The organism is Micromonospora sp. DT63 (genome assembly GCF_049841615.1).
Taxonomy (GTDB): domain Bacteria; phylum Actinomycetota; class Actinomycetes; order Mycobacteriales; family Micromonosporaceae; genus Micromonospora.
The window spans coordinates 55,692-79,337 of record NZ_JBNCKQ010000003.1 but is presented as its reverse complement, the minus strand read 5'-3'; the positions used below and the strand labels follow the sequence as shown (position 1 = coordinate 79,337).

General features: G+C 72.2%; 25 protein-coding genes. 9 read left to right on the top strand and 16 right to left on the bottom strand.

The genetic code is table 11. From position 1 onward, the window contains the following. Positions 1 to 19 precede the first annotated feature (19 nt). Both ACLQ27_RS12680 and ACLQ27_RS12675 read left to right on the top strand, forming a co-directional pair. Positions 20 to 481, top strand: a complete 462-nt coding sequence (locus ACLQ27_RS12680; protein WP_425867316.1) for a hypothetical protein — start codon at positions 20 to 22, stop codon at positions 479 to 481. Beyond that, positions 478 to 831 carry a hypothetical protein gene (locus ACLQ27_RS12675; RefSeq protein WP_234582625.1) on the top strand — a complete coding sequence of 118 codons (354 nt, stop codon included), beginning with the start codon at positions 478 to 480 and terminating at the stop codon, positions 829 to 831. The genes ACLQ27_RS12680 and ACLQ27_RS12675 overlap by 4 nt, the downstream gene beginning before the upstream one ends. Positions 832 to 845: 14 nt before the next feature. On the opposite strand, the gene ACLQ27_RS12670 is transcribed toward ACLQ27_RS12675, so the two are convergent. The 10 genes from ACLQ27_RS12670 to ACLQ27_RS12625 all read right to left on the bottom strand — a co-directional run bounded on the left by ACLQ27_RS12670 (position 846) and on the right by ACLQ27_RS12625 (position 12,400). Further along, positions 846 to 2,486, bottom strand: a complete 1,641-nt coding sequence (locus ACLQ27_RS12670; protein ID WP_425866902.1) for a cation acetate symporter — start codon at positions 2,484 to 2,486, stop codon at positions 846 to 848. Position 2,487: 1 nt separating this feature from the next. After that, positions 2,488 to 2,901, bottom strand: coding sequence for a DUF485 domain-containing protein (locus ACLQ27_RS12665; protein WP_234582623.1), 414 nt, complete (start codon positions 2,899 to 2,901; stop codon positions 2,488 to 2,490). A 44-nt stretch (positions 2,902 to 2,945) separates the two neighbouring features. Next, on the bottom strand, positions 2,946 to 4,289 hold the full coding sequence (locus ACLQ27_RS12660) for a DUF4153 domain-containing protein (protein ID WP_425866900.1): 1,344 nt from the start codon (positions 4,287 to 4,289) through the stop codon (positions 2,946 to 2,948). A gap of 749 nt (positions 4,290 to 5,038) precedes the next feature. After that, positions 5,039 to 6,115 carry a HAMP domain-containing sensor histidine kinase gene (locus tag ACLQ27_RS12655; protein WP_425866898.1) on the bottom strand — a complete coding sequence of 359 codons (1,077 nt, stop codon included), beginning with the start codon at positions 6,113 to 6,115 and terminating at the stop codon, positions 5,039 to 5,041. Next, positions 6,112 to 6,789 (bottom strand): response regulator transcription factor, encoded by a 678-nt coding sequence (locus tag ACLQ27_RS12650; RefSeq protein ID WP_234582619.1) that lies wholly within the window; start codon positions 6,787 to 6,789, stop codon positions 6,112 to 6,114. The genes ACLQ27_RS12655 and ACLQ27_RS12650 overlap by 4 nt, the downstream gene beginning before the upstream one ends. A 171-nt stretch (positions 6,790 to 6,960) precedes the next feature. Then, positions 6,961 to 7,623: a DUF5701 family protein gene (locus ACLQ27_RS12645; RefSeq protein ID WP_357575798.1), complete on the bottom strand. Its 663-nt coding sequence runs from the start codon at positions 7,621 to 7,623 to the stop codon at positions 6,961 to 6,963. Positions 7,624 to 7,689: 66 nt separating this feature from the next. Then, positions 7,690 to 8,448, bottom strand: coding sequence for a LytR/AlgR family response regulator transcription factor (locus ACLQ27_RS12640; RefSeq protein WP_053651534.1), 759 nt, complete (start codon positions 8,446 to 8,448; stop codon positions 7,690 to 7,692). Then, positions 8,445 to 9,671 carry a sensor histidine kinase gene (locus ACLQ27_RS12635; protein WP_234582617.1) on the bottom strand — a complete coding sequence of 409 codons (1,227 nt, stop codon included), beginning with the start codon at positions 9,669 to 9,671 and terminating at the stop codon, positions 8,445 to 8,447. Before ACLQ27_RS12635 ends, ACLQ27_RS12640 begins: the two co-directional genes overlap by 4 nt. A 32-nt stretch (positions 9,672 to 9,703) precedes the next feature. Next, positions 9,704 to 11,275 carry a sugar transferase gene (locus ACLQ27_RS12630; RefSeq protein ID WP_234582693.1) on the bottom strand — a complete coding sequence of 524 codons (1,572 nt, stop codon included), beginning with the start codon at positions 11,273 to 11,275 and terminating at the stop codon, positions 9,704 to 9,706. A gap of 264 nt (positions 11,276 to 11,539) precedes the next feature. Then, the gene (locus ACLQ27_RS12625; RefSeq protein ID WP_357491849.1) at positions 11,540 to 12,400 is read right to left on the bottom strand and encodes an Fpg/Nei family DNA glycosylase; all 861 of its coding nucleotides are present in this window, start codon (positions 12,398 to 12,400) and stop codon (positions 11,540 to 11,542) included. Positions 12,401 to 12,424: 24 nt separating this feature from the next. Between ACLQ27_RS12625 and ACLQ27_RS12620 the strand changes: the two genes are divergently transcribed. Continuing rightward, positions 12,425 to 13,690 (top strand): glycosyltransferase, encoded by a 1,266-nt coding sequence (locus tag ACLQ27_RS12620; protein ID WP_425866895.1) that lies wholly within the window; start codon positions 12,425 to 12,427, stop codon positions 13,688 to 13,690. A gap of 244 nt (positions 13,691 to 13,934) precedes the next feature. Here ACLQ27_RS12620 and ACLQ27_RS12615 read toward each other — a convergent pair whose 3' ends face one another. The 5 genes from ACLQ27_RS12615 to ACLQ27_RS12595 all read right to left on the bottom strand — a co-directional run bounded on the left by ACLQ27_RS12615 (position 13,935) and on the right by ACLQ27_RS12595 (position 17,450). Then, on the bottom strand, positions 13,935 to 14,657 hold the full coding sequence (locus ACLQ27_RS12615) for a CDP-alcohol phosphatidyltransferase family protein (protein ID WP_357491853.1): 723 nt from the start codon (positions 14,655 to 14,657) through the stop codon (positions 13,935 to 13,937). Continuing rightward, the gene (locus ACLQ27_RS12610) at positions 14,632 to 15,699 is read right to left on the bottom strand and encodes an iron-containing alcohol dehydrogenase family protein (protein ID WP_234582613.1); all 1,068 of its coding nucleotides are present in this window, start codon (positions 15,697 to 15,699) and stop codon (positions 14,632 to 14,634) included. Before ACLQ27_RS12610 ends, ACLQ27_RS12615 begins: the two co-directional genes overlap by 26 nt. Beyond that, positions 15,687 to 16,418 carry a sugar phosphate nucleotidyltransferase gene (locus ACLQ27_RS12605; protein ID WP_425866892.1) on the bottom strand — a complete coding sequence of 244 codons (732 nt, stop codon included), beginning with the start codon at positions 16,416 to 16,418 and terminating at the stop codon, positions 15,687 to 15,689. Before ACLQ27_RS12605 ends, ACLQ27_RS12610 begins: the two co-directional genes overlap by 13 nt. A gap of 79 nt (positions 16,419 to 16,497) precedes the next feature. After that, positions 16,498 to 17,265, bottom strand: coding sequence for a hypothetical protein (locus tag ACLQ27_RS12600; protein WP_357491857.1), 768 nt, complete (start codon positions 17,263 to 17,265; stop codon positions 16,498 to 16,500). After that, positions 17,262 to 17,450 carry an NUDIX domain-containing protein gene (locus ACLQ27_RS12595; protein ID WP_357491859.1) on the bottom strand — a complete coding sequence of 63 codons (189 nt, stop codon included), beginning with the start codon at positions 17,448 to 17,450 and terminating at the stop codon, positions 17,262 to 17,264. Before ACLQ27_RS12595 ends, ACLQ27_RS12600 begins: the two co-directional genes overlap by 4 nt. Positions 17,451 to 17,564: 114 nt before the next feature. Between ACLQ27_RS12595 and ACLQ27_RS12590 the strand changes: the two genes are divergently transcribed. The 4 genes from ACLQ27_RS12590 to corA all read left to right on the top strand — a co-directional run bounded on the left by ACLQ27_RS12590 (position 17,565) and on the right by corA (position 21,153). Continuing rightward, positions 17,565 to 17,957: a cyclic nucleotide-binding/CBS domain-containing protein gene (locus ACLQ27_RS12590; RefSeq protein WP_425866890.1), complete on the top strand. Its 393-nt coding sequence runs from the start codon at positions 17,565 to 17,567 to the stop codon at positions 17,955 to 17,957. A gap of 83 nt (positions 17,958 to 18,040) precedes the next feature. Then, entirely contained in the window at positions 18,041 to 18,499 is a 459-nt protein-coding gene (locus ACLQ27_RS12585) for an ester cyclase (RefSeq protein WP_357575795.1), read from the top strand. 106 nt (positions 18,500 to 18,605) lie between these two features. Beyond that, positions 18,606 to 19,700 carry a PLP-dependent aminotransferase family protein gene (locus ACLQ27_RS12580; protein WP_234582608.1) on the top strand — a complete coding sequence of 365 codons (1,095 nt, stop codon included), beginning with the start codon at positions 18,606 to 18,608 and terminating at the stop codon, positions 19,698 to 19,700. 304 nt (positions 19,701 to 20,004) lie between these two features. Continuing rightward, positions 20,005 to 21,153: a magnesium/cobalt transporter CorA gene (gene corA / locus ACLQ27_RS12575; protein WP_234582607.1), complete on the top strand. Its 1,149-nt coding sequence runs from the start codon at positions 20,005 to 20,007 to the stop codon at positions 21,151 to 21,153. An 89-nt stretch (positions 21,154 to 21,242) separates the two neighbouring features. Here corA and ACLQ27_RS12570 read toward each other — a convergent pair whose 3' ends face one another. After that, positions 21,243 to 22,019, bottom strand: coding sequence for a hypothetical protein (locus ACLQ27_RS12570; protein ID WP_357491866.1), 777 nt, complete (start codon positions 22,017 to 22,019; stop codon positions 21,243 to 21,245). 84 nt (positions 22,020 to 22,103) lie between these two features. On the opposite strand from ACLQ27_RS12570, the gene ACLQ27_RS12565 reads away from it, so the two are divergent. After that, positions 22,104 to 22,634: a peptidylprolyl isomerase gene (locus tag ACLQ27_RS12565; RefSeq protein ID WP_234582605.1), complete on the top strand. Its 531-nt coding sequence runs from the start codon at positions 22,104 to 22,106 to the stop codon at positions 22,632 to 22,634. Positions 22,635 to 22,734: 100 nt separating this feature from the next. After that, positions 22,735 to 23,646 (top strand): rhomboid family intramembrane serine protease, encoded by a 912-nt coding sequence (locus tag ACLQ27_RS12560; protein ID WP_425866886.1) that lies wholly within the window; start codon positions 22,735 to 22,737, stop codon positions 23,644 to 23,646.

The window sequence follows — 23,646 nt, the reverse complement described above, 5'->3', positions numbered from 1 at the left end:
TAGTGTTGAAGTCGTGTCCATGCCCTTGGAGTCCGTGCCGTTCTCGGAGCTGCTGCGGCAGCCAGCCGAGACAGCCGAGCGGCTGTCCCGAGCCCGCGCGGTGCGGCTGCGCCGCCGCGATGCCGCTGACCTCGTGTTGATGTCCGCCGATCGGGCGGCGGCTGAGGGTGAGGTGGTGGACCTGACCGCCCGGCTGCTGGCCAGCGTCGTGCGCCGGGACCCCACTCTGGTGCGTGAGGCACTGCCGACCGTGTTGCCGTGGGTGCGGTTGCTGCCCCCCGACGAACGTGAGCAGATGGCCAACGAATTCGTCGAGACGGCGGAGGCCGCCGCGGCGGTGGGAAACACCGCCGCCGTGTCCCAGTTGCTCGCCGAGTGGCGGCACACAGCCGAGATCCACGCGGACCCCGACCTGCACCGGGTCCTGGCCGCCCCCAGTTCCGGCGACTTCGGGGCGGTGCCCCGCCCGGACGCAGAGTGAGCGCCAAGCGAGGCGACCGGGCAGCGCCGCCACCCCGCCCCGGTGGCTACGTCCTGCGATTCGCCACGAACGACGCGGCCAAGGGCTGGGAGGAACTGTGTCGCCAGGCCGCGGCTAACACCCGCGCCGCCTTCGACGCCATCGAATCCGACCCCTGCCCCTCCCCGCCGACCAGCAGGCAGCACCCCCTGAAGGGCTCTCTCTCCACTGCGGCGCACAACGGGAAGACACTGCCGCAGTGGCAGTACGAGGTCACCGCTGGCGGCCGCATCTGGTATCTCCCCGACCACGACACCCGCACCTGCTGGGTCAAACACGCTGGCACGGGTCACCCCAGGGCAACCGACTGAGCCTGGGGCTGCGCTCACAGGCGCAACGCCTCGGGGGTGTGCAGGCGCAGCATGGTGGCGGCGACGTCGGCCGGTGCCCGTCGGCGGGTCGCCATGGACACCGCGACCATCACGGTGAACGCCAGCGGCACCGTCCAGGCGGCCGGCTGCTCGGTGAGCGTGGCGGGCCAACCCGACAGCGGCGGGCCGAGCACCGTGACCAGCACCGCCCCGATCGCCGCCCCGCCGCCGGCCAGCACACCGGCGGCGGCGCCCAGGTCGGTCAGCCCTCGCCACCAGATGCCGAGCACCAGCAGCGGGCAGAAGCTCGACGCGGCGACCGCGAAGGCCAACCCGACCACCTGGGACACGTCCAACCCGGAGACGTGCAGGGCCAGCGCCGTTGGCACACCCCCGGCGATGATGGTCGCCAGGCGGAAGCCGCGCACCGAGCCCCGGCCGAGCACGTCCGTCGAGATCACCCCGGCGACGCTGGTCAGCAGCCCCGACGAGGTGGAGAGGAAAGCCGCGAACGCTCCCGCCGCGACCAGCGCGGCGAGCAGCCGCCCGACCAGCCCGTTCCCGAGGGCGGCGCCGGGCAGCAACACCACCACCGCGTCGGTCTGCCCACTGATGAGCAGCTGTGGTGTGTAGATCCGGCCCAGCACCCCGTACAGGGTGGGCAGCAGATAGAAGGCGCCGACCAGCGCCAGGACCACAAGCGTCGTCCGCCGCGCCGCCGCGCCGTCGGGATTGGTGTAGAAGCGGACCAGCACGTGCGGCAGGCCCATCGTGCCGAGGAACGTGGCCAGGATCAGGGAGTACGTCGCGAACAGGCCCCGGTCGTCGTCGCCGGCCGCGCTGGGCAGCAACCAGTCCCCCGCGTCGGTGGCCACCCCGGACACCTCCGGCACCGGGTCACCGGCGGCGAAGGACAGCTCGTCGCCGGGGCGTACCTCTCGGATGTCGCCGTCGGCCAGGGTGAGGGTCGCGCGGTGCTCGACCACGACCGTGGTCGCGGCCCGGAACGTCGGCCCGTCGGGCGGGGTCACCGCCGGGCGGCCGTCGGCCTGCCACTGCAACGCCAAGAAGATCACCGGTACGGCGAGAGCTGTCAACTTGAGCCAGTACTGAAACGCCTGCACGAAGGTGATCGCCCGCATGCCGCCGAGCGCCACGTTCGCGGTGACCACGGCGGCCACCAGAAGGGCACCGACGGGGTACGGGGAGCCGGCCACCGTGGCCAGGGTGAGCCCGGCGCCCTGCAACTGCGGCACCAGGTAGAGCCAACCGATGAAGATCACGAAAGCCGTGGCGAGGATGCGCAGGCGACGGGACCCCAGCCGCAGCTCGCAGAAGTCGGGCAGCGTGAACGCGCCGGAGCGGCGCAGCGGTGCGGCCACGAACATCAGCAGGGCCAGGTAGCCGGCGGCGAACCCGACCGGATACCAGAGGACGTCCACGCCGTACTTGAGGACCAGGCCGGCGATGCCGAGGAAACTCGCTGCCGACAGGTACTCCCCGCCGATGGCTGCGGCGTTCCAGGTCGGACTGATCGCCCGGGACGCGACCAGGAAGTCGGAAGTGGTCCGCGCCAGCCGCAGCCCGTAGAAACCGATCCCGACGGTGACCAGGGTGACCGCGACGATGGCCGGAACCACGTAGTCGTTGCCCACGTCAGCGCTCCGGCCGCTGCACCAGGTCGGTGAAGTCCTGCTCGTTGCGCTCGGCCAGCCGCACGTACGCCCAACCCACCGCGATCAGGAACGGGAACGAGACCAACCCGAGCAGCAGCCAGGGCAGGTTGACGCCGACCACTGTGGTCCGGCCGAGCGACGGTGCGATGGCGAACAGCCAGGGCAGCCCGCCCAGCCCGATGACGACCACCAGTGACAGCCGCAACGCCAGCGCGAGCTGGGCGCGGACCAGGCCGCGAACCAGCGCCTCGCCGACCTGGGTCTGCTGGGCCAACTCGGCGCGGGTCCGCTCGGAGCGGGTGTCCCGCCGGGTGATGTCGGCCAACACGATCCGGGCCCGCCGGGGCGGCGGTACCGCACCGCCCGACCCGACGTCAGACAGTTGCTCGGCCACCCCGGCAGTCTTGCCCGCCCAGCGCGATTGTCAAGCGTTCGCGCTCACCAGCGCACCTCGGCGACACAGTTCGTCGTGCTGCTGGTCACCTCTGTCGCGTCCAGGACCGACCGGGCCCGTTCCCGGCCGAGGTTCGTCGCCCAGAAGCCGTCGTCGGGCAGCTCGAAGGCGATCTCCCGAAGCGCGCACGTCCGCATCGGCTCGGGCAGCCGGGCCAGGGCCGGTACGGCGTCGGCCGACAGCCCGGAGAGGTAGGTGAGATCGACGCGGCCGGTTTCGAGGTACCTGTCGACGTTCCGGTCCGCGATCAGCCGATCCGGGTTGACCAGCGCCAACCCCAGCAGCGCCAGCACCGCGGTACCGATCACCAGGCGAGGCAGCCAGTCGGCCCGTAGCCGCGCCACGGCCACGCCGACCAGGACGAAGAGCACCCCGAGCGACAGCTCCACGGTCGCCACGAAGAGCCGCAGCCGGGTGGCGCCGTACGCGTCGGCGTAGACCTGCATGCGGTAGAGCGACGAGGCGACGACGACCAGGCTGAGTGCCGTGAGCACACCGAGCAGAGTCCGGACGAGCAGCCGGTCGGCACGGGTCGCCTTCGGTGCCCGGCGGGCCGCGACGGCGATCACCAGCAGGGTGAGCGTGGTGACGGCGAGCAGTTGCCAGAACCCGCTCCGGGCGTACTCGGCGTAGGTGAGGCCGGCCGTGCGCAGCACGTGCCCCGCGCCGCCGAAGAACACTGTCAACTGCACCAGTACGAAGGCGGCGAACAGGGCGTCGAGCAGCACCAACGGCAGGGCCCATTCCAGCCGGTGCACCGGCCGGCCCGGCTTCGCCCGCAGGCTGTTCAGGTCGGGCGGCCGGCTGACCAGGTACGCGCCGCCGAGCAGGCCCAGGCCGATCAGCCCGAGGCGTACCAACCAGCCGACCACGCTGCCCGGCGAGATGTCCGGCAAGAGGCCCGCCAGCAGGTCGGCGAAGACCGCGTCGGCGGAGGAGAACAGCAGGCCGAACAGGGTCAGCAGACCTACCGAGATCGCCAGGCTGGCCACGATCCGCCCGATCCCGGGCCCGGACGAGCGGGTGCGGTGCAGCCCTCGTACCGCCCAGGGGAGCGCTCGGACCGTCGCGGCCGGCGGCAACGTCGCGGCCAGCAGCATCCCGAACGGGGTCCGGCCACCGGTCACCGCGAGCGTCGCGGTCACCGCGGCGGCGAGCAGGCAGAGCACGAAGAGCCAGCCGGCGGCCCGGACCGTGCCGACGGCGACCAGCGCGACAGTCGCGGCGGCCCAGGCGACCTGCGCCGCCCGCCCCGGTGCCCCCGTGGCACCGGGACGGACGGTGGTCGCGGCCCCCGGCGGAACCGGTGCCGGGGTCGAACCCGGCACAGCGGTTGGCGCCGCCGGAGCGGTCGGAGTCGGTGCAGCGGTTGGAGCCGGCGCTGCGGTTGGAGCGGGCGCTTCGGGTGAAGCCGGCGTAGCGGTTGGAGCCGGCGGAACGGTTGGCGCGGCGGCGACGGGAGTCGGCGCGGCCGCGGCCGGCGCGTCGGGCAACGGTGTCGGCGCTGGGGCCGATGCGCCGGGCGGCGGTCCCGGTCGGGCATCCGGTGCGGTGGACGCGGTGCGCCCGGTCGGGTCGGTTGCAGAGGACGACGTGCCGGACCGGACGACACCGGCGGTGGCGAGCGCGGCGGTGGCCGCCAACGCGGCGACCAGCCAGCCCAGTCCGGGCCGGACCACAGTCAGTGCCGAGGCGCCGACGACCGCCGCTGCCGTCAACACGCCCAGGAGCAGCGGATGGGCGGCACCGGTCGGACCCGGCCACCGTTGCGCGAGCAGCGACGGTGGCCGTGGGGCAACGGACTGGGACGGCCAGGGCTGCGGTGGCCACGGTTGGGGCCGGCCGGCCGTCGGCGGAGGCGTCGGGCCGGGACCGAACCAGGGCTGACCGGGCTGGGCGGCTTGGCCGGGCTGGCCGGGCTGGGCGGGCTGGGCGGCCTGGCCGGGCTGAGCGGCTTGACCTGGATGAACGGCCGGGCCGGGCTGGGCGGGCTGAGCGGCCTGGGTGGCCTGGCCGGGCGGGGTGGGCTGCGGCCCGGTCGGTCTGTTGGCCGGTGCGGACGTGCTGCCGGGGCTGGTCATGCGGCCTCTTCTCGGTGTGGCCCGTTGCTCGGGATGGTGACCCGGATGCGACAACCGGGCTGGGAGTTCCTGGCGGCTCCGACCGGGTCGAGGACCCCGATCTGACCGCCGTGCAGTTCGACGACCCAGCGGGCGATGGCCAGGCCCAGGCCGGTCCCACCGCCGGCCGCCCGGTCGCCGCGGGTGAACCGCTCGAACACCCGGGAACGCTCTGCCGTCGGAATGCCCTGCCCCTCGTCGCTCACCTCGAAGTGCAGTTGGCCGGCGTGTTCCTCGGCGCTCACCCGCACGGTGCCGCCGGGTGGGCTGTGCCGTGCCGCGTTGTCCAGGAGGTTCGCGAACACCTGGTGCAGCCGCCACGGGTCCGCGCGCACGGTCAGTGGCACCGCCAGCTCGCGGAGCTGGAAGTTCACGTCGAGTCCCGCTCCGGCGGCGCTGGCGGTGGCGTGTTCGACCGCCTCGTCCAGGAAGTCCCCGACGTCGATCCGGACCCGGCGCAGCGGCACCACCCCGGCATCGAGACGGGACAGGTCGAGCAGGTCGGCGACGAGGTGGCCGAGCCGTTCGGTCTGGGACAGCGCCGCGCGCAGGGCCGCGGGCTCCGGCTCGGCGACCCCGTCCACCATGTTCTCCAGTACGCCCTGCAACGCGGTGATCGGCGTACGCAGCTCGTGGGAGACGTTGGCGATCAGCTCGCGCCGGCGCTGGTCCGCCGCGTGCAGGTCCTCGGCCATCTTGTTGAACGCCTGGGCCAGCTCACCCACCTCGTCGCGGGAGGTGGCGCGCACCCGACGGGTGTAGTCGCCGCGGGCCATCGCCCCGGCGGCCGCCGTCATCTCGCGCAGCGGCGAGGTCATCCCGTGGGCGAGCACCTGCGAGGTGACCAGCGCGATGCAGATGACGGTGATCGAGGTGCCTGGCGGGAGCCAACCGATGCCGTACCAGAAGTAGCCGATGGCCACCGCCCAGGAGGCGACCAGCAGGACGCCGAGCTTCATCTTGATCGAGCGGACCGGGTCCAGCGGGCGAGGCAGCGCACGGTCCAGCCAGTCCACCACTCGGTGGTTGGTCACGCGGGCACCTCCAGGGCGTACCCGACGCCGTGCACGGTCCGGATGAGATCGGCGCCGAGCTTGCGCCGCAGGGCCTTGACGTGGCTGTCCACGGTGCGGGTGCCGGTGCCTTCGGCCCAGCCCCACACGTCGGCGAGCAGCCGTTCCCGGGGCAGCACCGTGCGGGGCCGTCCGGCGAGGTGGATCAGGAGGTCGAACTCGGTAGGTGTGAGGTGCACGTCCGCGCCGGAGCGCCGAACCCGCCGCTCGGCCTCGTTGATTTCGATGTCGCCGAGCCGGATGGCGGGTGGCGCGGGCGTCGCGGCACGTTCCATCCGGCGCAGCAGCACGTGTACGCGGGCGGCCAGCTCGCGCATCGAGAACGGCTTGGTGAGGTAGTCGTCCGCGCCGACAGCGAGCCCGACCAGGAGATCGGTCTCGTCGTCCCGGGCCGTGAGCATCAGCACCGGCACCGGCCGGACGGCCTGGATCCGGCGGCACACCTCCAGGCCGTCGAAGCCGGGCAGCATCACGTCGAGGACGACGAGGTCGGGCTGCCCGGCCCGGAACCGCTCGACCGCGCTGGGGCCGTCCGTGGCGATCTCCACGGCGAAACCCTCGGCGCGGAGTCGGGCGGCGACCGACTCGGCGATGGTGCGTTCGTCCTCGACGACCAGGACGCGGCGTTCCTTCATGGGGTCTGACTGTAGGGAGCCACCGTGGAGATCAGTGGGTGGCATTGTGAATAACCTGTGGAGAACGGTTCACCCCTGTGGATAACCCGGGGGTCACGAGGGCTGGCCTCGACGAACCCCCGAGCCTCCGTGTGGACGAACCGAGCGAGCCGTGGCGGCGGCCGTGCGCGGTTACTCCAGACCGACGCGTACCGGGCGGGCCGAGGCGGAGCCGAGCCAGGTGTGCGGGTTGCCGTACCAGCACCAGCCCAGCTTCGGCGCACCCTGGCTGATCCACAGCGCCGGCACCCGCTTGTCGCCGCACCGCGAGCCGACCAGCGAGAAGCACCTGTTGCTGGCCAGCGCCTCCGGGTGGAGCGTGATGAAGGCGAGCCCCTCGTCGATGGTGAGCGGCAGCCGGTCCTGTGCGGTCATGCCCTCCATCGCCGCGGCCGGCGCCAGGTTGCGGAACTCCTCGCCCCGGTCGACGTCGAAGAGCAGGTACGCCGGCCCGACGGGCACCTCCAGTTCCTTGATCGGGTCGAAGCGCGGCAGGTCGTCCTCGGCGTAGTGCCGGTCGAGGAAGCCGGGCTTGCGCTTGCCGGCCAGGGTGGTGAGTGCGAGCCGGGGCTCCACCCCGATCAGGTCCCGTGTAATGACCAGCAGGAACGGCACCCGGGCGTCGGTGGGCGCGCTCAGGCCGGCGGCGCCGTCGACCGCGCGGGCGCGCAGCGGCGCGACCAGGTCGCGGAAGGCGCTCTCGGGCATCCCGGCCAGGGCCGGATAGCCCAGTCGCACCAGCTGGTCGAGTTGGGTGTCGAACTCGGTCTCGGCGTCGAACGGAGTTTCGTGCACGGCGGCCTCCCGGGTTGTCGTATCGGCTATCGTACAACGTACGGGAGGGTCGGGAGCATTCCCGCCTCAGCGACTCCAGTCCTGCTTCGCGGCCCTGACCAGCTTGTCCTTCAACTCCCGGGTGTGCCGCCGGCTCACCGGCAGCTCGGTGGAGTCGACCACCACCACGTACCCGGAGTTCACCAGGCGCAGCTCCGCGATCAACTTCAACTGCACCAGGTACGACCGGTGCACCCGGACGAAACCGGCATCGGCCCACCGCTCGGCGAGCGTGGCCAGCGAGACCCGCACCAGGTGCGACCCCTCGGCGGTGTGCAGCCGGGCGTAGTCGCCCTGCGCCTCCACCCAGCGCACCGCCGAGCGGGGCAGCATCCGGGTGGTGCCGGCCAACTCGATCGGGATGGTCGGGTCCTCCTCGGCGCGGGCCAGCGCCGCCGGATGCGACGGCACCACCCGTGAGCCGATCACCCGGCGCAGGGACTCGGCCAGCCGTTCGGCGCGTACCGGTTTGCGCACGTAGTCCGTCGCGCCCAGGTCGAACGCGTCCACCGCCCCGTCGTCGTACGCGGTGACGAACACGATCGCCGGCGGCCGGGCGAACCGGCGCAGCACCCGGGCCAACTCCATGCCGTCCAGGCCGGGCATCCGGATGTCCAGGAAGACCACGTCCACGTCACCGTCGCGCAGCAGCCGCAGCGCCTCGGTGGCGTCCCCGGCGGTGTGCAGGCGGGCCACCCGGGGGTCGGCCCGCAGGTGGTACGCCAACTCGTCGAGCGCGGGCGGCTCGTCGTCCACCGCCAGCACCCGCAGGAAGCCGGTGGTCACGAGCCGGCCCGTACGCCCGGGTGGAACTTCGGCACCCGCATGCTCACCCGGGTGCCCGAACCCAGCCCGGTCTCGACGACCAGACCGAACCGGTCCCCGAAGACCGACCGCAGTCGCTCGTCGACGTTGGAGAGGCCGACGTGCTGGCCCGGGTCGTCTCCCGGATCGCCGGTGCTGCGGGCCAGCTCGGCGATGCCGGCGGTCAGCGTGGTCGGATCCATTCCCACCCCGTCGTCCTCCACCGTGATGTGGCATTCGGCGCCCGCGTCCCGGGCCTCGATGCTCACCATGCCCGTGCCCGGCTTGCGGGACAACCCGTGCCGGACGGCGTTCTCCACCAGCGGCTGAAGGCAGAGGAACGGGAGCGTCACCGGCAGCACCTCCGGGGCGATCTGCAACCGCACCTGTAGCCGGTCGCCGAACCGGGCCCGCTCGATCGTCAGGTACCTGTCGATCGAGCGCAGCTCCTCGGCGAGGGTGGTGAACTCCCCGTGCGCCCGGAACGAGTACCTGGTGAACTCCGCGAACTCCAGGATCAACTCCCGGGCCCGCTCCGGATCGGTGCGGACGAACGAGCCGATCGCGGTCAACGCGTTGTAGATGAAGTGCGGGCTGATCTGCGCCCGCAACGCCCGGACCTCCGCCCTCGCCAGCCGCTCCCGTGACGAGTCCAGCTCGGCCAGGGCGAGCTGGTTGCCCGCCCAGTGCGCCGTCTCCAGGGTGGCCTGGACCAGTCCCGGCGCCGGCGCGCTGTCGGCGATCGCCACCAGCGCGCCGACCACCCGCGCGTCCGCGCCGTGCAGGGGCGCGACCACCGCACCGCGGATCGGGCAGTCGACCCGGTCGCACCGCAGGTCGGACTCCCCGAGCACCGTCGAGCGCCCGGTGGCCACCGACCGCTGGGCCGCCGCGAGTAGTTGTTCACCGTGGTGCGTGCCGCGCCCGTCGAGGGCGAGCACCTCGTCGGCGTCCGTGAGCGCCAGCCCGACCGCGCCCACCAGGGCCCGCAGATGGCGTACGGCTTTCGTCGCGCCGGCCGCGCTCAGTCCCGCCCGCAGCGGCTCGGCGGCCAGGCCGGCGGTGTGCAGCACCTCGTAGGTGGCCCGTTGTGTGGCGGTGGCGATGCCGCGCCGGGCGCGCAACCGCAGCACCGCCAGCAGAGCCGCGGTCAACGCGGTGACCAGCGAGACGACGCCGACGACGGCGGAGAGGTTGCCACCCACGCAGCGATCCTGACGGCTCGCCGCCCTTAGCGCTAGTACGCGCCCTTGCGGGCGAGCACCACGCCGACGGTGCGCCAGAGGATGCTCAGGTCGTACGCCAGCGACCAGTTGTCGACGTAGTAGAGGTCGAGCCGGACGGCCTCGTCCCAGGAGAGGTCGGAGCGGCCGGAGACCTGCCAGAGACCGGTCATGCCGGGGCGGACCAGCAGGCGGCGGCGCACGTCGCCCAGGAAGTCACCATCGTCGGCCGGCAGTGGGCGGGGCCCGACCAGCGACATCTCACCCCAGAGCACGTTGATCAACTGCGGCAGCTCGTCCAGCGACGAGGCCCGCAGGAAGCGACCCACCGGGAAGACCCGGGGATCCTGCTTCATCTTGAACAGCATGCCGTCGGTCTCGTTCTGGTCGGTCAGGCTGGCCAGTCGGTCCTCGGCGTCGACGTACATGGTCCGGAACTTCCACACCCGGAAGGTGCGCCCCTCGTGCCCCACCCGGGGCTGGCGGAAGAACACCGGCCCGGGGTCGGAGATGCGGATCGCGACGGCGACGGCGACGAAGAGGGGGATCAGCAGCAGCAGGCCCAGGCCGGCGGCGACCCGGTCCATCAGGTTCTTGGCCAGCAGCGCCGGCCCGGAGAGGGTCGGCTCCTCGACGTGCAGCAGCGGCAGACCCTCGATCGGCCGGATGTGCACCCGAGGGCCGGCGATGTCGGTCAACTGCGGTGCGACCACCAGGTCGACGCCGGAGCCCTCCAACTGCCAGGCCAGCCGGCGCAGCTCGCCCGGCTCGGCGCTGGCCGACCCGCAGACGGCGATGGTGTCCCCGCCGACCTCGCGGACCAGGGCCAGCACGTCGCGCCCGGCGTGCACCGGCACCGGCGTCGGCATCCCCCGCGCCGCCGCGTACCCGTCGGTGATGTGGATGGCGACCGGGACCAGCCCGGCGTTCGGGCTGCGGGTGACCGCCGCGTACACCTCCAGGCACTCCGGCAGGGTGCCGACCAGCACCATCCGGTGCGCGGCCTGACCGGCCCGCCGGCGGATGTAGTGCAGCGCCCAGCGGGCCACGAAGCGGCCCCACAGGATCAGCAGGAGCGCCCCGAGCAGTGCCGTGCCTACCGTCCACCGGGACAGCGCGGTCTTGGTGGCGAACGCGAGGAAGGAGACGCTGGCCGCGACCGTGACGGCGGCCCGGATGACCCGCTTGAACTCGTCCGGCCCGAGCCCCAGGTAGCGCCGGTCGTACGCCCGGTTGCTCCAGAGGATGACCACCCAGCCCAGCGGCAGCAGCAGGTAGGAGACGGTGTGGAACCAGGTCGGATCCTGGTTGGTGCCGGAGAAACCGGAGGCGGCCTGGTCGAAGAGCTGGATCGCGATCCAGCTGGCGAACGCCGCTGCGCCGAAGTCGAGCAGCAGCAGGATGGCGGTGTAGGGACGGTGCCAGCGGGAGACACGGCGTCGCGCCCGGGCCCAAGCCGACCGGGGGACGCCGTTGTGGGACGGCGGCGTCGGCGGCTGGATCTCGAAGCTGTCGACGTGCCGCACGAGTCTGCTCCGGCCTTCGTTGGATACCGGGCGCTGGAGGCTTGCCGTCACCTCACCCATGTCCTCCCGCATGACACGGGCCGCTCACTCGGCGTGAGGGCCCGGGTCGCCCACCGTCCCAGTCTCCCACGCGGGCTCCGACCGGTCGTCGCCCCGAAGGAGATTGGCGACCGATGGTGCCGGCGGGATCTGGCCGGCTCCGCACCATTTCAGAAGCCGGGGACCGGGCCACTATACCGATGGATGTGCGTGTGGCGAGAACGGCGGACGGGAGCTTCGGCGCACTCTGGCCGATTCCGCTCCGTAGTCGCCGAGTGGAATTACTCACCGTACAAGGCGGGACAACCGTCGGTCAGCCAGCGGCTTGCCGCCCGTCTGGCACGTCGCGCAGTACTGGAGGCTCGAGTCGGCGAACGACACCTCCCGCACGGTGTCCCCGCAGACCGGGCAGGGCAGCCCGGTGCGGGCGTGCACCTTCAACCCGGACCGCTTCTCACCCTTCAGCTCGGCGGCACGCTGGCCGAGGGACCGCTCGACCGCGTCACCGAGCACCTGGCGGGTCGCCGCGTGCAGGGTGGCGAGCTGGGCGTCGGTGAGCCGGTCGGTGATCGCGAACGGCGACAGCTTCGCGGCGTGCAGGATCTCGTCCGAGTACGCGTTGCCCACCCCGGACAGCACCGACTGGTCGGTCAGCACCCCCTTGACCTGCCCACGCCGACTGCGCAGCCGCTCGGCGAAGGTGGGCAGGTCGGCGGCGAGCGCGTCCGGGCCCAGCTTGGCCACCCCGGGCACCGTCGCCGGGTCGGTGACCAGGTACGCGGCCAGCTTCTTCTGGGTGCCGGCCTCGGTGAGGTCGAAGCCGGAGCCGTCGTCGAGGCGGACGCGTACCGCGATCGGGCCCTTGCCGGGTCGCAGCGGCGTCGTCGATCCAAACGCCTCCCGGTAGTGCAGCCAACCCGCCCGGGCCAGGTGGACCACGAGGTGCAGATCACCCTCGACGACCACGTCGAGGAACTTGCCGTGCCGTCGGGCGTCGACCACCGCCCGACCGGCGACCGCGGCGGGTGCCGGGTCGTACGTCTTCAGGGCGCTGATCGCGGCGATCTCCAGCCGGTCGACACGCCGCCCCACCGCGCGCTGCCGCAGGTAACCTGCGAGCGCCTCAACCTCCGGTAGTTCGGGCACCAACCAACGGTAGCCTTCTTTCCCGTGAGAATCGTGGTGGCGCACAACCGGTACCGGGAAGCTCAGCCCTCCGGCGAGAACACGATGGTCGACTCGGAGATCGCTCAGCTCACCGCTGCCGGCGTCGAGGTGCTGCCCTTCATCCGCAGCTCGGACGAGATCCCGTCGATGTCGAAGGCCGCCAAGGCGCTGCTGCCGATCTCGCCGATCTGGGCGCCGCGTGCCCAGCAGGACCTCAGCCGGCTGCTCACCGAGCACCGCCCGGACGTGCTGCACCTGCACAATCCGTACCCCCTGATCTCGCCGTGGGTGGTGCGGACCGCGCACCGGCACGGTGTGCCGGTGGTGCAGACGGTGCACAACTACCGGCAGGTCTGCTCGTCGGGGATCTACTTCCGCGACGGGGTGATCTGCCAGGACTGCAAGGGTCGGGCGCTGGGCGTGCCGGCGATCAGGCACCGGTGCTACCGCGACTCGACGGCGCAGAGCGCACTGATGGCGACCACACTGGCCGTGCACCGGGGCACCTGGCGCTCGGTGGACCGGTTCATCGCGCTCACCACGGCCATCGCCGACCACCTCCGCGATTACGGCATTCCGGACGATCGGATCGTCGTGAAGCCGAATGCCGTACCCGATCCGGGCCGGCCGGCCCCACTGGGTGACGGCTTCCTCTACATGGCCCGGCTCTCGCCCGAGAAGGGTGTCGACCTGCTGTTGGACGCCTGGCGTCGGCATCCGGTGGGCACCCTGGGCACGCTGCGCGTGGCAGGTGACGGCGAGCTGCGCCCGCTGGTGGAGGCCGCGGTCGCCGAGCGACCCGACGTGGTCTACCTCGGTCAGCTCGACCGGGCCGGGGTACGCGCCGCGGTCGAGGCGAGCGCCGTGGTGATCGCGGCCTCGATGTGGCACGACGTGCTGCCGACCGTGATCATCGAGGCGCTGGCCAGTGGCCGGCCGGTGCTCGGCACCGCGTTGGGCGGCATCCCGTACCTCGTCGGAGCGGACGCCCCGCACGAGCCCGCCGGCACCGGCCCGGCCGAGACCGCCTCGGCGGTCGCCGGCGGCGGTGGGCCGGTCATGCCGGCCGGGATCGGCCTCGGCGAGGCCGGCTGGGTGGTGGCTCCGGAGCCGGCCGCGCTGGCGGCGGCCTTGCCGGTGGCCCGTGCCGGCGCGTCCGGGTTGGCGCTGGCCGCCCGCGCCCGCTACGAGCGGACCTTCCACCCCGACGTGGTCACCAAGCAGCTCATCGACATCTACGCGGGGATGGCCCACGCCGTAACGCCGTAACTCCGGAGCGCGGGAGCGCGGGAGCGCGGGAGCGCGGGAGCGCGGGAGCGCCGAAATCCGGGAGGAGAGCACCTACTGTTCGCTCCCTTTGCTCTGCTTCAGCGGAGGAAACACCCGGTGTCCGGATATCGGACGCCACGTGTTTCCTGGGCTGAAGCAGAGCAAAGGACGACTCGAACACCCTTGGCGCCGGTCTGGGAGCGGCGCGGGCGGGGCATCAGCGCAGCGAGGCGCGGGCGGGGGATCAGCGCAGCGAGGCGCGGGCGGAGAAGGCGATGCTGGCCAGCAGGAAGCCGCCGTTGACGATCGTGAACGCCACCAGCACCCAGAGGACCAGCGCGGGGGCCACGGCCAGCACCACTGCGGCCACGAAGACCACCGCGCCGTAGTCGCGGACGAGCTTGGCCAGGCGTACCGGCAGCGAGGTCGAGGTGACCATGCTGGCCGCGTTCGGGCCGGACTGCATCACCGACGTGACCAGGTTGACCATCCAGGTGCCCGCGAAGGTCGCCACGAGCCAGCTAGGCGTCGACGGCTCCTGCGCCACGGCGGTGGCGGCCAGCGCGGCCACCAGGGCGATCTGCGCCGCCACGTCGCAGAGAATGTCGATCCGTGCGCCGGCCGGGCTGCCCTGGCCGGTCACCCGGGCGAGCTGCCCGTCGGCGCAGTCCAGGGAGTACGCGACCTGCCAGCCGATCAGGGCGAGCAGGCCGACCACCCAGGCCGGTACGTCCCCGTCGGCGACCGGCCCGGCGAGCGCCACAACGGTGACCGAGGTGGCCAGCCCGAGCACCAGGTTGGTGAGGGTGAGCGCGGTCGGGCGCAGCCCGAGGCGTTGCGCGACCAACGCGAAGACGGCCCCGAGCCACTGGCTGATCGACTCGCTGAACAGGCCGCCGCCCCGGTTCACCCGGTGGAAGTCGGCGACGGTGGGACGGGGGTCAGCCAAGCTGGTCGCGGATTGCACCGGCGTAGTCTGCCAGCCGCTCCCGCGTCTCGGTAGGCGACAGGGCCAGGTGCTCGAGGATCGTGTACCGGTCCGGCCGGGTACGCGGCGCAAACTGCACCGCCTCGATGAACTGGTCGTCGGTGAGCCCCACCTCGGCGGGCAGTCGGGGCAGACCGTGCCGGGCGAGGCAGGCCGACATCTCCCCGAAGCGGCGCAGGTCTCCGCGCAGCCAGGTGCAGAACAGCGCGCCCAGCCCGGCCAGCTCACCGTGCGAGGCGGTACCGGGGAAGAGCGAGTCGACGGCGTGCATGATCTCGTGGCAGCCGCCGCTGGACGGACGGCTGGTGCCGCAGACCGCCATGGCCAGACCGCTGGAGATCAACGCCTCGGCCAGCACGGTGACGAAGGCGTCGTCGGTCATGTCGCCGGGATGGTTGAGCACCGCTTCGGCGCCCGCCCGGGCCAGCGAGGCGGCCAGCCCGTCGACCGGTTCGCCGCGTACCCGCCGGGACAGCTCCCAGTCGGCGAGCGCGCTGATGTTGCTGATCACGTCGCCGATGCCGGCCCGGTTGTGCCGGTCCGGGCCGCTCTCCACGAAGTCCAGGTCGACGATCACCGCGATGGGGATGTGCACCCCGTAGGAGCCCTTGATCCCGTCGGTGATCAGGCTGGCCACCGGGGAGCCGATCCCGTCGTTGGCGAGGCTGGTCGCCACCGACACCATCGGCAGCCCGCGCCGGGTGGCCGCGTACTTGGCCACGTCGATGGTCTTGCCGCCGCCGATGCCGACCACCGCGTCGTACGACCGGGCGCGGAGCTTGCCGCCGAGGTCGTCGGCGGCGTCGAGGGTCGCCCCGGCGACGGTGAACACGTCGGCCGAGCGCAGCGACGGTCGGATCAGCTCCGCGATCTGGGCGCCCTGGCCCGGGCCGACCACCACCGCGACGTCACCGCCGGCGGAGATCCGCCCGTCGGCGAGGATCGCGGCCAGGTCGGCGACCGCCCCGCGCCGCACGTCGATGTGCAGCGGGGTGAGGACGCTCCGAGCTAGTAGCGGCACGCGATCTCCCGCGCGCGGGCCAGGTCGGCGTGGTTGTCGACCTCGACCCAGGGGACGTCGCCGATGGGCGCCGCCCGCACCTCGCCGCCACGGTCGGCGAACTCCTGGTAGCCGTCCTCGTAGTAGAGGTTCGGGTCCCGCCGCCAGGTCGCCTCCAGGGCGTCGGCCAGGGCGTCGGCGATCTGCGGCTCGATAAGCGTCGCGCCGATGTACTCCCCGTACGCCTCGCCCGGGTCCATGATCTTGGTGATCCGGGTGAGCTGGCCGGCGGCGTCGAAGGTGGTCTTCATCTCCTCCTCGGCCAGCGGCTTGAGCGTGTCCACCGCGAGCAGGATGCCCGGGCCGCGCTCGGCCAGCAGCGTCTTCTCGATGCTCACCGGGTGCACGGTGTCCCCGTTGACCAGCAGCACCCCGCGCGCGAAGTACTCCCGGGCCAGCCAGAGGGAGTAGGCGTTGTTCCACTCCTCGGCCTTGTCGTTGTGCACCAGGGTGAGCGTGACCCCGTACTTCTTCTCCAGGTCGGCCTGCCGCTCGCGGACCGCGTCCGCCGCGTAGCCGACCACGATCACGATGTCGGTGAGCCCGACCTCGGCCAGGTTGCCCAGCGCGATGTCCAGGATCGTCGTCTCGCCGTCCACCGGCACCAACGCCTTGGGCAGGGTGTCGGTGTACGGGCGCAGCCGTCGTCCCGCGCCGGCCGCGAGCACCATTCCGATCATCGCGACATCCTCCCTCGTCCTGCTCCCCGTCACCGCTGGAGGATAGCGCCGGCCGGCCGTGCCGCTCCGGCCAACCGGGTCAGCCGGGCAGCGCGGCCAGGTCGGCGAGCATGGTCAGCCGCTCCTCGGCGTCGAGCGCGTCGTACGGGCCGGCCGCCCGGCGGTCGGTCTCCAGCTCGATGGCCAGCCGCTCGGGGCCGGGAGGCAGGGCGGCGACGCTTGACGCGGTGTGCCCGGCGGCCGTCCAGGCGGCGGCGTGCGCGTCGGCCCGGTGGTAACGCAGCGTGCCGAGCCGGTTGAGCAGCAGGACGCCGGGCGGGGTGCCGTCCGGCTCGTGCGGGGGCGCCAGCGCCGCGAACGCCGACCCGTTCCGGTCGCCGTCGGCGTCGGCCAGCACCAGGGCGTACGTCAGCAGCCGGCCGAGCGCCGCCACCAGCCGCGTGACCCGTTCGTCGTGCCCGGCCCACAGTTCCTCGGTGACCTCGGCGTGCACCTGGTACAGCTCGGTGAGGAACGCGGCCCCCCGCTCGGTGGCGGAGAGGGATCCGTCCGGACGGCGGTGGAGCATGCCGTACGCCACCTGCTTGTCGACCGCCCGGCGGACCGCGACCGGGTCGGCGTAGCGGGTGATCGCCGCGAAACCCGGCCCGTCGACGGTGCCGCCCGGCGCGGCGAGCCGGGTGCGCAGGTCCACCAGGAAGCCGTTCGCCGTCGGCCCGCCGTACCGCTGGCTCAACTCGGCGCCGCCACCGTCGCGGCCGGCCAGCATGCCGGCGCGGAACGCCCGGTCCACGGCCGGGGCGAGCAGCCCGGCGATCCGGTACGGCGCCAGCTCGACGGTGTTCACCGATCGATCGACCGCAGGGTGGCGAAGCCCTCCTCCGCGATCTCCTCGCCCGGTTCCAGGTGGCCGCCGACGACGTCCCAGCAGTTGGGAAACAGGCGCCGGTGGGGTGAGCGGCGCTGGAAGAAGATTCGGCCGTCGTGGTCGACGATCAGCGCGCCGGCGCAGCGCAGGGGCTCGGTGGACACGCTTCGACAGTAGCGAGCGGCCCGGCATCGCGACGATGCCCGGTCTTGTCCCGGAAACATCCACCGACGACCATGTGCGTACCGAATGCCACCGTCCCAAAGGGGTGATGTGTGATGCAGGTACGGGAAGCGATGTCCAGCCAGGTCCTCGTCGTCGGTCCGGAGCACACGCTGCGTCAGGCGGCCCGGATGATGTCGACCCGCGGTGTCGGGTCGGCGGTCGTGATCGACCCCGAGTCCGAGGGAATCGGGATCATGACCGAACGCGATGTGTTGAAGGCCATCGGCGCGGGCCTCGACTGCGACACCGAACGCACCGGCGCCCACCTGACCTGGGACGTGGTCTACGCGGGGCCGGAGTGGACGGTCGCCGAGGCCGCCGCCGCAATGGCCCGCGGCGGCTTCCGGCACCTGGTGGTGCTCGACGGCCGGGAGGTGGCCGGGGTGATCTCGGTCCGGGACATCATGCGGGTCTGGGCCGAGAGCCAGGTGGCCGCCACGACCTGACCCCGCGAGGTGTGCCAGGCCGGATCGACGGGTAAGGATCCCTCGCGGGCGCGGAGATTCCGTGTCCCGTGGGGGAGGGCCCGATGCGTGACGCGGAGCGCCTGGTCGAGCAGCAGTACGCGATGCTTCTGCGGCGGGACGTGGCCCGACTGCCGGACCTGTACGCCCCGGAGGCGTTCTACGCCATGCCGGGTGTCACGGTCCGCCCGATCGAGCTGCCCGCGCTGCTGCGCACCTGGACGGGTGCCTTCGGGGATCTGCGGGTCGATCCGCTGGGCTCGGTGCGCACGTCCGGCGGCGCGGCAGTGGAGCTGCGCCTCAGCGGCACCCACACCGGCACGCTGCACACGCCGTACGGCACCGTCGCTCCGACCGGCCGGTCGGTGAGCTGGGAGGTTGCCGACATCGTCCGGGCACGCCGGGGCCGGATCGTCGCGTGGCGCTCCTACTTCGACTGGAGCCAGCTCCTCGACGCGCTCGGCGTGCAGTTGGAGGGCCTTTCCCGCGCGCCGCAGCACGACTCGCTCGCACTTCCGGTCTGATCTGACGGCGACCGGCCGACCCGGGTCACCCGTCCCGGTGGCTCAGGATGCGGACATCGCCGTGCCGTCCGCGCGTCGCCCGCCGCCGCCCGTACGCTCAATATCCATGACCGCCGAGCAGCTGATCTCCTTTGCCCGTGGGGCACCCTCGCTGGACATCGTCGATGTCGAGGGGCTCAAGGCCGCCGCCGTACGCGCCTTCGACGCCGACCCCGCGGGGGTCACGGCGTACGGCACCTCCGTCGGTTACCTTCCGCTGCGAAAGTGGATCGCCGAGAAGCACGGGGTCGAAGCCAACCAGGTGCTGGTCACCAACGGCTCGCTCCAGGCCGACGCCTTCCTCTTCGACCACCTGGTCCGTCCCGGCGACGCGGTGGTGGTGGAGCGTCCGACGTACGACCGCACGCTGCTCAACCTCCAGCGGATGGGCAGCGAGCTGCACGGCATCTCGGTCCAGCCCGACGGTCTGGACACCGCCGAGCTGCGCAAGCTGCTGGAGTCCGGGGTCCGCCCCCGGCTGGCCCACGTCATCCCGAACTACCAGAACCCGGCCGGCATGACCCTGTCGCTGGAGAAGCGCCGCGAACTGCTCGACCTGGCGGCCGAGTACGAGTTCACGATCTTCGAGGACGACCCGTACGCGGACATCCGCTTCCGCGGCGAGGCGCTGCCGTCGATGCTCTCGCTGGACACCCGCAACGTGGTCGTGCACGCGTCGAGCTTCACCAAGACCGTCTGCCCGGGCGTGCGGGTCGGCTATCTGGTCGGTCCGGCGGATCTGATCGCCGACATCGCCAAGAACGCGACGAGCCTCTACATCTCGCCCGGCATGGTGTCGCAGGCGATCGTGCACCAGTTCTGCGTCTCCGGCGACATCGACCGCTCGATCGAGACCGTCCGGTCGGCGCTGGGCGAACGCGCCCGGGTGCTGGCCGAGTCGCTGCGCCAGCACCTGCCGCAGGCCCGGTTCGTGGAGCCCGACGGCGGCTACTTCCTGTGGGTGGAGTTCCCCGAGGACGTGTTTGTCGATCAGCTCGCCCCGGCTGCGGCCGAGCGCGGTGTCGCAGTGGTCAAGGGCAGCGACTTCGTTCTCGACGGTGGGCGGCACGCCCTGCGGCTGGCCTTCTCGGCCGTGACGGCCGACAAGATCGACGAGGGTGTCCGCCGGCTGGCGTCGGCTGTCGAAGCCATTCGGAGCTGATTTTCTGTCGGGTTCCCGACAGAACGACGATGCCGGCCGTCCCGGGACTCCCCAGCGGGCGGCCGGCGGCTCACAATGCTGCGAGCGTCACCCGTCAGGTGCAGCGAGGGTCACCCCGCCGCCACCTCGGGCCACGCGTGCAGCACAACCCCCGCCCCCACGGGCGCCGGGTGGGCCGTGTCGTCCTTCACCCCCCGATGCGGCCCGGCCCGCCCGGCGCCGCACCCGCGACCGCCGTCACACCTGCCGGTGGCGACCATCGGCGTAGCCTGCAAGCCGCAGGCGAGCGCGGGGAGGTGTCGCGATGACGGATCGGGCAGAGCAGGGCCGGACGGCCCCGCTGAACACGTCCCGGGTGCTGCGACCCCGGGCCTGGCCGTCCCCGGTCCGGGCGGTGACCAGGATGCTCAACGCCGACGGATCGCCGCCCACTCCGGCCCCCACCGGCACCGGCCGCAGCGGGGTGGTCGACTGCGCGCTCTACATCGACGGCAAGCGGCAGCCCGGCGACTGGACCTACGCGGAGGCGCTGGAGGCGGCACGCCGCGAGGAGCACGGCTTCGTCTGGATCGGGCTGCACCAGCCGGAGCTGGCCGAGATGACCGCCATCGCCGAGACGTACGGCCTGCACGAGCTGGCCGTCGAGGACGCGGTGAAGGCCGAGCAGCGACCCAAGCTGGAGCGGTTCAACGACGTCAGCTTCCTGGTCCTGCGCACCGCCCGCTACTGCGAGCACACCGAGCTGACCGAGACCTCCGAGGTCGTCGAGACCGGCCAGGTGATGCTCTTCATCGGCCCGAACTTCCTGATCAGTGTCCGGCACGGGGACGCCTGCCGGCTCTCCCCGGTCCGCGCCGACCTGGAGACCAAGCAGGAGTTGCTGCTCCAGGGCCCATGGGCGGTGGCGTACGGCGTGACCGACCGGGTGGTCGACCTCTATCTGGAGGTGGCCGAGCAGCTCGAGGACGACCTGGATCAGTTGGAGGCCGAGGTCTTCGACCGCAACAGCCACGGCCGGATCCAGCGGATCTACCAGATGAAGCGGGAGCTGGTGGAGTTCAAGCGTGCGGTGGTCCCGTTGCAGCGGCCGCTGATGAACCTGACCTCCCAGGTCAACCGCGACGTGCCCAAGGAGATCCGCAAGTACTTCCGGGACGTGCAGGACCACCTGAGCCGCACCGTCGAGCAGGTGAACTCGTACGACGACCTGCTGAACTCGATCCTTCAGGCGCGGCTGGCCCAGGTCACCGTCGACCAGAACAACGACATGCGCAAGATCGCCGCGTGGGCGGCCATCGCCGCGGTCTGGACCTCCATCGCCGGCGTCGAGGGCATGAACTTCGACAACATGCCTGAGCTGAAGATGACGTACGGCTATCCGGTGGCCCTGGCCCTGATGCTCGGTGTCTCCCTGGCCCTCTACCGCTGGTTCCGCCGCAACGGCTGGCTCTGACCCGCGACAGCGCCGGCAGGAATCGCGAGAGCGCCGGCGAGCGGGGTGAACCCGCGTCGCCGGCGCTCGCTGCGTTGCTGTGCCGGGGGTCAGCGGCGGCCGTTGGTGCGGGCGGTGTCCTTGCCCAGGGCCTTGGTGAGGTCGTCGGTCGGGCGCCCGGAGACGTCAGTGGCTCCCTCGGCGACCGACGGGACCTTGTTGGTCGGGCGGACACTGCCCGGCTTGGCCGTGCCGGTGGTGCTGGCGCTGTCGCCGCCGGCCACCGCCGAGCTGCCGGCGCCGGTCATCCCGGCCATGGCGGAACCGTCGGTCCCCTTGGTCGCGGTCGGCGCGGCCGGCGTACGCACCTCGATCGAGTCGACCTCGTCGCGCATCGGCTCCAGGGTGCGGGTCGGGTCGTACTCGGCCCACTCCTGCTGCTCCCGGCGGCGACGCAGGGCGACAGCGCCGGCCAGGCCCGCGATGGCGCCCGCGGCCAGCAGGCCGGTCATCATCGAGCCGCGACGGCGCGGCTGCTTCTTCTTACCGGTGATCCGCATGGTCTTCGACTTGGCCTTCCTGGTCAGCGGCCCTGCCTGCGTGGCGCCGTCCCGGGCCGCCGCCGCCAGCGGTGCCAGCGTGGTGAGTGTGGTTCCCCAGCCGGTCGACGCGCGGTCGCGCACCTTCACCGCGGCCGGCCCGACATAGCCCCGGGCCACCTGGACCCGCGGACCGACAGTCGCGCCCGCGCCCTTGGCGGCGTGGTTGGCTGCCTGCATCAGGTGGCTGATGCTCTGGTTCAGCTCTGCCTTGGCGAGCTGGCCCTGGGACTGACGCCGCCCGATTCCAAACACGGTCCTACCTCCTGGGAGTTGTTCCTTCGTCATCCTCCACCTTCGGATGCCTCCGCGATGCCAGATCGGGCACATGGGAGGATCCGCATGGAACTGACCAACGAGTGAGGAGTACCCGTGGCCGAGGCTGTCTACGCCACCCTGCACACCAACGCTGGCCCGATCCGGCTGGAGCTCTTCGAAAACCACGCTCCGAAGACGGTCCGCAACTTCATCGACCTGGCCGAGGGCAACCGGGAATACACCGACCCGCGCACCGGTCAGCCGGGCAGTGGGCCGTACTACGACGGCACCATCTCGCACCGCGTGATCAGCGGTTTCATGGTTCAGATGGGCGACCCGACCGGCACCGGTCGGGGCGGGCCGGGCTACAAGTTCGCCGACGAGTTCCACCCGGAGCTGCGCTTCGACCGGCCGTACCTGCTGGCGATGGCGAACGCCGGACCGGGCACCAACGGTTCGCAGTTCTTCATCACGGTGTCCCCGACCCCGCACCTCAACAACCGGCACACCATCTTCGGTCAGGTCGCCGACGAGGAGTCGGTGAAGGTCGTCGACTCGATCGCCAACACCCCGACCGGCCCGAGCGACCGTCCGCTGCAGGACGTCGTCATCGAGCGGGTCGAGATCGAGCGGTCTGCCGCCTGACGAACCCGCGAGGTACCTTTGCTCGCATGATTGAGCGCTCCGGAGCACCGCGCCGGCCAGCGTCGGTGAGCCGCGCGGTGGCGGACGGAGGACCGGCCCGGTGAGCGAGTCCCCGCCGACCACCCCGGTCTGCTACCGGCACCCTGGCCGGGAGACCTACGTCCGGTGCACCCGCTGCGACCGGCCGATCTGTCCGGACTGCATGCGGGAGGCGTCCGTCGGGCACCAGTGCCCGGAGTGCGTCAACGAGGGCCGTCGCACCGCCCGGCCGGCACGTACCGCCTTCGGTGGTGGTACGGCCGGCCGGCACGGCTACGTCACCAAGGGCATCATCGCCCTGAACGTGCTGGTCATGCTGCTGTCCATCGCCTCCGACCGGGGCGGGGACGCCGCGCTCGGCGGCTCCGGCTTCGGCGGGCTGATGGGCGGCGGGACCCCGCTCACCAACTGGGGTTCGGTGCTCGGGTTGGCGGTCCTCCCCGACGGCACGCTCGGCGGCATCGCCGAGGGTCAGTGGTATCGGCTGATCACCGCGATGTTCCTGCACTACGGCGTCATCCACCTGCTCCTCAACATGTGGGCGCTGTGGGTGCTCGGCCGGTCGCTGGAGGCCAACCTCGGGCCGCTGCGCTTCGGCGCGCTCTATCTGGTCGCGGGCCTCGGCGGCAACGTGGCCGCCTATCTGTTCAGCGCCCAGAACTCGGCGACGGCCGGCGCGTCCACTGCCGTCTTCGGCCTCTTCGCCGCGCTGATCATCATCGAGCGCAAGCTCGGCCGGGACATCTCCCAGGTGATCCCCATCCTGGTGATCAACCTGGTGTTCACGTTGACCGTGCCGGGCATCTCCATCCCCGGGCACCTCGGCGGCCTGGTGGTCGGCGGCGCGATGGCGGCGGTGCTCGCGTACGCGCCGCGTGGTCGGCGCACGCTGGTGCAGGCCGTGGGCGGCGCGATCATCCTGTTGATCCTGCTCGGCCTGGTCCTGTTCCGCACCGCGCAACTGCTGAGCTGA